Annotated in this window: 9 protein-coding genes and 1 pseudogene; 6 read left to right on the top strand and 4 right to left on the bottom strand. The window is 73.7% G+C overall.

What is annotated here, in order from left to right; translation table 11 throughout:
* Positions 1-2,197, top strand: a pseudogene (locus tag ACFVVL_RS22700) (hypothetical protein); the annotation flags it as partial.
* Between the two features lie 107 nt (positions 2,198-2,304).
* Positions 2,305-3,234: a cellulose-binding protein gene (locus ACFVVL_RS22695; RefSeq protein ID WP_344345574.1), complete on the top strand. Its 930-nt coding sequence runs from the start codon at positions 2,305-2,307 to the stop codon at positions 3,232-3,234.
* A 67-nt stretch (positions 3,235-3,301) separates the two neighbouring features.
* On the opposite strand, the gene ACFVVL_RS22690 is transcribed toward ACFVVL_RS22695, so the two are convergent.
* Together ACFVVL_RS22690 and ACFVVL_RS22685 are read right to left on the bottom strand one after the other, a co-directional pair.
* Positions 3,302-3,622: a hypothetical protein gene (locus tag ACFVVL_RS22690; protein ID WP_350553087.1), complete on the bottom strand. Its 321-nt coding sequence runs from the start codon at positions 3,620-3,622 to the stop codon at positions 3,302-3,304.
* Positions 3,619-4,416, bottom strand: coding sequence for an alpha/beta fold hydrolase (locus ACFVVL_RS22685; protein WP_380286706.1), 798 nt, complete (start codon positions 4,414-4,416; stop codon positions 3,619-3,621). Before ACFVVL_RS22685 ends, ACFVVL_RS22690 begins: the two co-directional genes overlap by 4 nt.
* Positions 4,417-4,508: 92 nt before the next feature.
* On the opposite strand from ACFVVL_RS22685, the gene ACFVVL_RS22680 reads away from it, so the two are divergent.
* Together ACFVVL_RS22680 and ACFVVL_RS22675 are read left to right on the top strand one after the other, a co-directional pair.
* Entirely contained in the window at positions 4,509-5,513 is a 1,005-nt protein-coding gene (locus ACFVVL_RS22680; protein WP_387677962.1) for an ABC transporter ATP-binding protein, read from the top strand.
* 1 nt (position 5,514) lies between these two features.
* Positions 5,515-6,279: an ABC transporter permease subunit gene (locus ACFVVL_RS22675; protein ID WP_380286708.1), complete on the top strand. Its 765-nt coding sequence runs from the start codon at positions 5,515-5,517 to the stop codon at positions 6,277-6,279.
* 12 nt (positions 6,280-6,291) lie between these two features.
* Here the strand turns inward: ACFVVL_RS22675 and ACFVVL_RS22670 are convergent, their stop codons facing one another.
* On the bottom strand, positions 6,292-6,615 hold the full coding sequence (locus tag ACFVVL_RS22670) for an ATP/GTP-binding protein (RefSeq protein ID WP_380286709.1): 324 nt from the start codon (positions 6,613-6,615) through the stop codon (positions 6,292-6,294).
* A gap of 227 nt (positions 6,616-6,842) precedes the next feature.
* On the opposite strand from ACFVVL_RS22670, the gene ACFVVL_RS22665 reads away from it, so the two are divergent.
* Positions 6,843-8,093, top strand: a complete 1,251-nt coding sequence (locus ACFVVL_RS22665; protein WP_387677958.1) for an LLM class flavin-dependent oxidoreductase — start codon at positions 6,843-6,845, stop codon at positions 8,091-8,093.
* 23 nt (positions 8,094-8,116) lie between these two features.
* Here ACFVVL_RS22665 and ACFVVL_RS22660 read toward each other — a convergent pair whose 3' ends face one another.
* A complete protein-coding gene (locus ACFVVL_RS22660; protein ID WP_380286711.1) occupies positions 8,117-8,509 on the bottom strand; it encodes an SCO5389 family protein in 393 nt (130 codons plus the stop codon).
* Positions 8,510-9,021: 512 nt separating this feature from the next.
* Here ACFVVL_RS22660 and nucS point away from each other — a divergent pair.
* Positions 9,022-9,681: an endonuclease NucS gene (gene nucS, locus ACFVVL_RS22655; RefSeq protein ID WP_380286712.1), complete on the top strand. Its 660-nt coding sequence runs from the start codon at positions 9,022-9,024 to the stop codon at positions 9,679-9,681.
* Positions 9,682-9,689 lie beyond the last annotated feature (8 nt).

Genomic DNA, 9,689 nt, shown 5'->3' with positions numbered 1-9,689 from the left:
GACCGCACGCCTCCAGGCCGAGGCCGAACGCGCCCTCGAAGCCGCCGAAACCACCGCCGAACAGCGCCGCACCGAAGCCGAGACGGCCGCCGCGGAACTGGCCGAGCGCACCGCCGCCGAGGCCGCCACCGTCCGCGAAGCCGCCGACGCCCACGCCGAACGCGTCCGCACCGACGCCGAAACCGCCGCCGCCGAACTCACCGAGCGCACCGCCGCCGAAGCCGCCGCCGTCCGCGAAGCCGCCGACGCCCACGCCGAACGCGTCCGCACCGACGCCGAAACCGCCGCCAGGAAGCAGCGCGAGCGGGGCGCGGCCGAGCTGGCGCTCGCCGAGGAGCAGGCCTCGACGGTCCGCGCCGAGGCCGGCCGCGAGCTGTCCGAGGCCCGGGCCACCGCCGCGGCGATCCGCGCCGAGGCCGGTGAGGAGCTGGAGCAGGCCCGGCGCGACGGCGAGGAGCTCGTCGAGGCCGGCCGGACCGAGGCCGCCGCCCTGGTCGAGACCGCCGAGGAGGAGGCCGCCGAGGTCCGCCAGTCGGTGGCCGGGCTGCACGAGACCGCCTCCCAGCAGATCGCCGAACTGCGGGCCGCCGCCGAGCGGGACGCCGAGGAGCTGCGCGAGCAGGCCGAGCGGGCCGCCGCCGAGGTGCGCGACACCGCCGACCGGGAGACCACCGAGCTGCGGGCCGCGGCCGAGCACGACGCGGCGCAGCTGCGCGAGATCGCCGAGCACGAGACCGCCGATCTGCGGGCCCGCACCGAGGCCGAGACGACCGCGCTGCGCGAGCAGACCGCGCTGGAGCTGGCCGCCGACCGCGAGGCCGCCGAGCTGGAGCTGGCCCGGCAGCGTGCCGAGGCGCAGGCCTACGACGAGCAGCTGCGCGCCGAGGCCGAGGACACCCTGCGCGCCGCCCAGGAGGCCGCCGAGCAGCAGCGCGCCGCGTCCGAGCAGCTGGCCGCCCGGACGGTGGCCGCCGGCGAGGAGCGGGCCGCCGCGACGGTCGCCGAGGCGGAGGAGTTCGCCGCCGCGCTGCGCGCCGAGGCCGAGGAGTACGCGCTCGCCACCCGCACCCTCGCCGACGAGTACGACGCCGCCACCCACGGCCGCGCCGACGCCTACGACGCCGAGGTCCGCGAGACCGCCGAGCAGTTCGACAAGTCCACCCGCGAGCGGGCCAAGTCCGTGCTGGAGAAGGCCTTCGCGGACGCCGAGTCGCTCGGCGAGGACGCCCGGACCACCGCGCTGGCCACCACCGCCGCCGCCGAGGAGCAGGCGGACGCGATGGTCGCCGCCGCCCGCAAGGAGGCCGACCGGCTGGTCGCGGCCGGCGAGGCCGCCGGGCAGGAGGCCGTCGAGAAGGGCCGGGCCGACGCCGACGCGCTGCTCTCCGAGGCCCGCCGGGACGCCACCGCGATCCGCGAGCGCGCCGAGGAGCTGCGCGAGCGCACCGACGCCGAGGTGGAGGCCCTGCACGAGCGCGCCCGCAAGGAGAACGCGCAGGCCATGAAGTCGGCCGGCGAGCGGGTGGACGCGCTGGTGACGGCCGCCCAGGAGCAGCTGACCGAGGCCGAGGAGCAGGCGGTGGCCACCGTCGCCGAGGCCGAGGACCGGGCGGCGGCGCTGGTCGCGGCCGCCGAGGACCGGGCCAACGAGCTGACCTCGGAGGCGTCCGCCGAGGCCAGCAAGGTGCGCCTCTCGGCGGTCCGCAAGGCCGAGGGCCTGCTGAAGGAGGCCGAGACCAAGCTCGCCAGCTCCACCGATCGCGCCGAGGCCCTGATCATCAAGGCCGAGGCCAAGCTGAAGTCCGCCCAGGACGAGGCGGAGGAGCGGCTGGAGACGGCGTCGGCCGAGGCCGAGAAGCGGCTGCGGGCCGCCGACCGGTCCGCCGACGAGCAGATCGAGCTGGCGAAGGCGGAGGCCGAGCGGCTGCTCGACGAGGCGCGTGCCGAGGCGAAGCGGGCGACCGACGAGGGCCGGCGCGAGCTGGACGAACTGGTGCGCCGCCGCAAGGACATCAACACCGAGATCTCCAGGGTGCAGGACGTGCTGTCCGCGCTGGAGGCCTTCGAGGCGCCGTCACCGGTCGCGCAGGCCAACGGGGGAAGCAGTTCCAAGAAGGACGGGGGTGCCAAGGCTGGTGCCGGAATTGGCTCGCCCCGGTCGGGTGGCAATCGCTCCAAGAACGCACCACCCGATTGAGCGGACATTGTCCGCGGGACAACGGCGTTTCGTCGCCGACACTCCGGTACCGTGTCAGGATTCCCTCAACCACCTCAGCGGTTTGACGACAGGAAGCCCAGAACCCCATGAGCGACAGTCACTCCCCTCACGGCTTCGACCTGGTGCGCCGTGGGTACGAGCGCGCCCAGGTCGACGAGCGGATCACCAAGCTGGTGGCCGACCGTGACAGTGCCTTGACCCGGATCAGCGCCCTTGAGAAGCGCATCGAGGAGCTCCACCTGGAGACCCAGACCGCCCAGGCGGCGGTCGCCGAGGCGGAGCCGTCGTACGCCGGTCTCGGCGCCCGGGTCGAGAAGATCCTGCGGCTCGCCGAGGAGGAGGCCAAGGACCTGCGCGAGGAGGCGCACCGCGCCGCCGAGCAGCACCGCGAGCTCGCCGAGGCGGCCGCCCAGCAGGTCCGCACCGAGGCCGAGAACTACGCCAAGGACCGCAAGGCCAAGGCGGAGGACGAGGGCCTGCGGATCGTCGACAAGGCCAAGAGCGACGCCGCCCAGCTGCGGGCCGAGGCCAACAAGGACGCCCAGAACAAGCGCGAGGAGGCGGACGCCCTCTTCGAGGAGACCCGCACCAAGGCCGCCCAGGCCGCGCTGGAGTTCGAGACCAACCTGGCCAAGCGCCGCGAGCAGTCCGAGCGCGACCTGGCCGCCCGTCAGGCCAAGGCCGAGAAGCGGCTGGCCGAGATCGAGCACCGGGCCGAGCAGCTCCGCCTGGAGGCCGAGAAGCTGCGCACCGACGCCGAGCGCCGCGCCCGTCAGACCGTCGAGACGGCCCAGCGCCAGTCCGAGGACATCGTGGCCGACGCCAACGCCAAGGCCGACCGCATCCGCAGCGAATCCGAGCGCGAGCTGGCGGCGCTCACCAACCGCCGCGACAGCATCAACGCCCAGCTGACCAACGTCCGCGAGATGCTGGCGACGCTGACCGGCGCGGCCGTGGCCGCCGCCTCGCTGCCGAACGACGACACCATGGGCGTGCCCGCCCAGCAGTCGCGCTGACGCGGCCCGCAGGCCCCGACGGCCCCCGCCCTCCCCGGGCGGGGGCCGTCCCCTTTCCCCGGCGCCCTCAGCGCGGGTAGGCGCCGTCCGGGCGCTGGTGCCCGCAGCTCAGCTGGTTGCCCTCGTCGTCCGAGACCGTCCCGAACCACGAGGTGCACCAGACCGACACCGAGTCCGGCCAGTACTGCACCTCGAAGGGGTGCCCGGGGCCGTAGTCCCCGTACGAGGTGACGATGAAGGTCTCCCCCGGGCGCAGCCAGTAGTCCTCGCCCAGCGGCTCCAGGGTCAGTTCGAGCAGCCCCTCGGCCCGGTTGGTCACCGGCATCCGCCCGGTCACCTCCAGCGCGGAGAAGTCCCAGCCGCCGGTCTCCGCCCGCTCCTCCCTCATCCGGCGGCCACCCGCTCCAGCAGCCGCAGCGCCACCGCGTCGAACGCCTCCGGCGCCTCGATCGCGCTCAGGTGGCCGACCCCGGGGAGCACCGTCAGCTCCGCGTCGGGCAGCGCCCGCACCATCATCTCCGCCTCGGTGAGCGGCATCAGCGCGTCCTCCTCGCCCGCCACCACGGCGGCCGGCACCCGCAGCCCGGCCAGCACGTCGAGGCGCTCCGGGCGGGCCGCCATGGCCCGCTGCGCCCAGGCGACGGCGGCCGGCGGGGCGGCGGCGACCATCGCCTGCACCCGGTCGGCCAGGTGCTGCGAGCCCGGCGCGAGCTGCCCCTGCGCCATCCGCTCGTCCAGCAGCAGCCGGACGCTGTCGCGGGCCAGGACGGCGGAGGCGATCCGCTCCCGGTTCTCCTTGGCGGCCTGCGGGTCGGCGGTGGCCTTGGTGTTGGCCAGCAGCAGCCCGGCCAGCCGGTCCGGGTGGCGCTCGGCGAAGGCCATCGCCACGTAGCCGCCCATGGAGATCCCGCCGAGCACCGCCCGGTCGACGCCGGCGGTGTCGAGCAGCCGGGCGACGTCGTCGGCGACGGCCTCCAGCGAGGGTTCCTCCGGGCCCAGCCCGGTGCCGCCGAAGCCGCGCTGGTCGGGTGCGATCACCCGCACCCGGTTCCCGGCCGGGCCGGGGAGCTCGTCCAGTTGGGCGGACCACATGGCGGCGTTGAGCGGAAAGGCGTGCAGCAGCACGAGGGGTGTTCCGGTACCGCTCTCGCGGACCGGCACTGCGGAGGGGAGCTGGGTCATGGGGCCACCGTATTCCGGTGCGCCCGGCGGGCCCACTCAGCGGGCCGCCTTGTCCCGTTTGTCATAGCCTGACGGAGAGTGAGGGAGTCTCCATGATCGAGTTGCACGACCTGACCAAGCGTTACGGCACGACCCTGGCGGTGGACCGGCTGAGCTTCAAGGTCCCGCAGGGCGTGGTCACCGGGTTCCTCGGGCCCAACGGCGCCGGCAAGTCCACCACCATGCGCATGATCCTCGACCTCGACCGTCCCACCGGCGGCCGGGTGACCATCGACGGCAAGAGGTACGGACAGCTCAGCGAACCGCTCAAGTACATCGGCGCGCTGCTGGAGGCCAAGGCCGTCCACCCCGGCCGCACCGCCCGCGACCACCTGCTCTGGCTCGCCCAGAGCAACCGGATCCCCGAACGCCGGGTGGACGAGGTGCTCGCCCTGGTCGGCCTCACCCCGGTCGCCCGCAAGCGCGCCCGGGGCTTCTCGCTGGGCATGGGCCAGCGCCTCGGCATCGCCAGCGCGCTGCTCGGCGACCCGGAGATCGTCATGTTCGACGAACCGGTCAACGGCCTGGACCCGGAGGGCATCCTCTGGATCCGCAACCTCATGAAGCGCCTCGCCGCGGAGGGCCGCACCGTCTTCGTCTCCTCGCACCTGATGAGCGAGATGGCCGTCACCGCCGACCACCTGGTGGTCATCGGAAAGGGCCGGCTGCTCGCCGACCTGCCGATGGCCGAGTTCATCCGCCGCAACTCCCGCTCCGCCGTCCGGCTGCGCAGCCCGCAGCCCGAGCGGCTGCTCGACGTCCTGGCGGCCGCCGGGCTGCGGCACGAGGCCGGCCCGGACGGCTCCTACGAGGTGGTGGACGGCGAGCTCGCCGCGCTCGGCGAGCTGGCCGCCGCGAACGGCGTGGTGCTGCACGAGCTCAGCCCGCAGCAGGCCTCGCTGGAGGAGGCGTTCATGCAGATGACGGCCGACGCGGTCGAGTACCACGCCGGCGACGGGCCGGGCACCGACGCGGCGGGCGCGCCCGGTGCCTGGGGCGCCGGCTGGGAGGGCGGCCGGGACCGGAATCCGGCCTCCCCCGACAAGGAGGAGAACTGAGATGGCGTCCTTCCCCGCGGTCCTGCGCTCCGAGTGGACCAAGATCCGCAGCGTCCGCTCGACGGTCTGGACCCTCGCGCTGACCTTCGTGGTCACCCTCGTCGTCGGCGCCCTGCTGTCCCTGCTCACCAACAACAACTTCGAGGAGTTCCGCAGCGAGGACTCCCCCTTCGACGCCACCGGCACCGCCTTCGCCGGCATCATGCTCGGCGAGCTGGCCATCATCGTCTTCGGGGTGCTGGCGATCGGCAACGAGTACAGCACCGGGATGATCCGGGTCACCCTGGCCGCCGTCCCGCAGCGCGGCACCCTGCTCACCGGCAAGGCCGTGGTGCTCGGCGCCCTCGCCCTGGCCGTCTCGCTGGTGACGGCCTTCGTCACCTTCTTCGCCGGCCAGGCGCTGCTCGGCGACCACTCCACGACGCTGGGCGAACCGAACGTGCTGCGCGCGGTGTTCGGCGCCGCGCTCTACCTCACGATGCTCTGCCTCTTCTCGGCGGGCGTCACCGCGATGCTGCACAACCAGACCCTGGCCCTGGGCGTGCTGGTGCCGTTCTTCTTCCTGCTCTCGCCGATCCTCTCGGCGGTACCGGGCGCCAAGACCGTCGCCCACTACTTCCCCGACTACGCCGGCTCCCGGATGCTGCTGGTGTACGAGCAGCACGGCCAGCCGTACGGGCCGTGGGCGGGCTTCGTCATCTGCCTGGCCTGGACGCTCGCCGCGCTGGCCGGCGGGGCACTGGTGCTGAAGAAGCGCGACGCCTGAGCGGGCGGCGGGTCAGTACCGGGGGGCGCCGCGGCCGCGGAGCAGGTTCGAGGCCCGGCGCTCCCGCGCGCCCCAGCAGGCCCGGTGCCAGTGCCGGCGGTCGTCCACCCCCGCGCCGTGCATCGGCCAGGCCACCACGTGGCCCACGCCGGGCGGGATCTCCTGGTCGCAGCCCGGGCAGCGGTAGTGCCGGCCGGCCGTGCCGGCGACGGTCTGCACCACCCAGTCGTCGCCCTGGTAGCTCTCGGTCCGGCGCAGCGAGCCGCCCAGCGGCGCGCCCGGCTCGGCCCGGTCGGGGTCGGCGGCGCTCTTGATCCGGTTGCGTCGGGGCGACACGGCGGCTACCTCTCTACGGGGTGCGGGAACCGTTCCAGCCTACGGCCGGGCAGCATCACTCCGAGCCACTATCACGGCTTCGGAGGATGATCGGGTGTTTCCCGGGAGATCCACCCGTTTCTCCGGAAAATCGGCGCCCCGACGTGCCATTGGCACATGACATCGGCTACTCACGAGGGGACAGGCGGGGCCCGCAGACCCTGCGCGCACCCGAGGAGGCCTCAGCAATGACCAGAACCAGCACCATCACGGCCGTCACCGCCACCGCCGGTACCCCACGACCCGCGGTCCAGCGCGCCGGCGCCGCCGCCTCGGACACCGCACCGGTCCGGGTCGGCGCCTTCCTGCTCTCCGCGCAGTTCCCCGGCCAGTCGCACGGCGAGGCACTGGACCGCACCGTGCGCGCCGCCGTCGCGGCCGAGCAGGCGGGGCTGGACAGCGTCTGGCTGGCCGAGCACCACTTCGTCCCGTACGGGGTCTGCCCCAACGCCGCCACCCTGGCCGCCCTGCTGCTCGGCCGGACCCGGCGGATCGGCGTCGGCACGGCGGTCAGCGTGCTCTCCACCACCCACCCGGTGGCGCTCGGCGAGCAGGCCGCGCTGCTCCACCTCACCTCCGACGGGCGCTTCACGCTCGGAGTGGGGCGCGGCGGCCCGTGGATCGACCTGGACGTCTTCGGCAGCGGCGTGGACGCCTTCGAGGGGGGCTTCCCGGAGCGGCTCGACCTGCTGCTGCGCTGGCTGCGCGGCTCCCGGGTGGGCGCGGCCGGGGAGCAGTTCAGCTTCCCCGAGGTGGCGGTGGTGCCCCGGGCCACCGAACCGCCCCGCCGCCCGGACCTCGGCGCCTGGCTGGGCCTCGACGACCGGACCGGTGTGCTGCGCTTCCCCCGCCAGCGCCAGGACGCCGACGGCCCCGCCGACGAGCAGCTCACCACCGCCGGCCGTCCCGCGGCCGGACCGCCGGTGGTGGTCGCCTGCACCTCGCCCTCCGGGGTCCGCACCGCCGCCGAACGCGGCCTGCCGATGCTGCTGGGCATGCACTCCGGCGACGAGGACAAGCTGCACATGCTGGAGCTGTATCGTTCCGCCTGGATGGCCGCCGGACGCGGCGAGGAGCAGTTGCGCCGGGTCGCCCGCCGGCACGTCGCGGCCGGGGTGGCCCAGGTCGACGACCGCACCTCGGCCGCCCGGGCCACCCTGCTGCGCGCGATGCCCGGCTGGTTCGAGTTCGGGCTCGGCGCGCACCGCACGGTGGACGGCCGGGAGCGCAAGATGCGCGACCCGCGCCAGTACACCGAACTGCTCTGCGACCTGCACGCGGTCGGGACGCCGAGGCAGTGCGCGGACCGGCTCCTGGCCACCGCCGAGCGGACCGGCATCCGCCGTTTCGCCCTGCTCGCCGAGGGCAGCGGCGACCGGGAGGCGACCCTGCACAACATCGCCCGGCTCGGCTCCGAGGTCCTGCCCCAGCTGAGCTGAGCCGAGCCGAGCCGGTGTCCGGCTCAGCAGTCGCGGAGCTCGTCGGACTGGTTGAGTAGCTGTTCGCGGACCGAGGTGAAGCGCTCGTAGCGCTTCTTGTTGGCGGAGGACGGCCGGAACACCGCCACCCGGTGACAGTTCTGGAAGGCCAGCTCGACGCCGAAGTGCCGCTCCAGGGCACCCCGGATCGCGTTGCTGGCGAGCGCGCGCAGGAGCTGGCCGCGGGCCTGCTCGCTGGGCGGCGGTACCTGGTTGTCGGCGAAGTCGGTGCCGTCGACCTCCGTCTGGGCGACCAGCGAGCTGATCAGGTCCCAGGCGTAGGGCAGGGAGACGCGGACGCAGTCGACGAACTCCCGCTCGTCGACCTCGTCCCGCTCGGCCTTCTCCAGCAGGGCCGGTGAGACGTCGAGCGACATGGGTTCTCCTCTCGCGAACCACCCGCGCGACGCCCGGGTGGTGATGCGTAGTCCAAGTCCAAGCTGAGGGTGAGGGTGGGACGCGTGTGTGTCCGGAGCACCGTCGGACGGGTGTGACGCCGCCGGACGGCCGGGTTTCCGGCACCGCGCCGACGCGGGGGCGCCGAGGACCTGTCGAGGGAGACGTTGGTCGGGGGCGCCGGCCGCTCAGGACAGCGTGGCAGTCAACGCGGGGCCAGGCCGGTCATTCCTGCGGATTGCTCCCGGAATGCGCCCGGGTGCACCACATTGGCCGGATCCTGTCGGATCGTTCATCTGAAGTCTCCATCCCCGTTGACAGCGCTCCCGCAAGCAATCCGTCACACACCGTAGCGGCCTATGGTGGTGGCCGCCAGGGTGCCGACAGGCATTCGCCGGATCGCAGGGCATCCATCGTGGCGGGGTTCGCGGATTCTTCACCCGGTCGTCGTGGAATCGCATCAACTGGCCCCGGTGGGCTAGCGTGGTCGACCGTGCGTCTCGTAATTGCCCGCTGCTCAGTCGACTATGCCGGTCGGCTCTCCGCCCATCTGCCCTCCGCCACCAGGCTCATCCTGGTCAAGGCCGACGGCAGCGTCAGCATCCACGCCGACGACCGCGCCTACAAGCCGCTCAACTGGATGTCCCCGCCGTGCGTCCTCAAGGAGGCCGACGGGGTCTGGACGGTGGAGAACAAGGCCGGCGAGAAGCTCATCATCACGCTGGAGGAGGTGCTGCACGACTCCTCGCACGAACTCGGCGTGGATCCCGGCCTCATCAAGGACGGTGTCGAGGCCCACCTCCAGGAGCTCCTCGCGGACCGGATGGAGGTGCTCGGCTCCGGCTGGTCGCTGATCCGCCGCGAGTACCCGACCGCGATCGGCCCGGTGGACATCCTCTGCCGCGACGCCGACGGCACGACGATCGCCGTCGAGATCAAGCGGCGCGGCGAGATCGACGGCGTCGAGCAGCTCACCCGGTACCTGGAGCTGCTCAACCGGGACCCGCTGCTGGCCCCGGTGAAGGGCGTCTTCGCCGCGCAGGAGATCAAGCCGCAGGCGCGCGTGCTGGCCACCGACCGCGGCATCGGCTGCGTGGTCCTGGACTACGACGAGCTGCGCGGCATCGACGACGACAAGCTGAAGCTCTTCTGACCCGGCCG

The sequence above is a fragment of the Kitasatospora sp. NPDC058115 genome (genome assembly GCF_042884635.1).
Lineage (GTDB): Bacteria > Actinomycetota > Actinomycetes > Streptomycetales > Streptomycetaceae > Kitasatospora.
The sequence above is the reverse complement of the archived record's forward strand: the minus strand, read 5'-3'. Positions and strand labels throughout refer to the sequence as shown.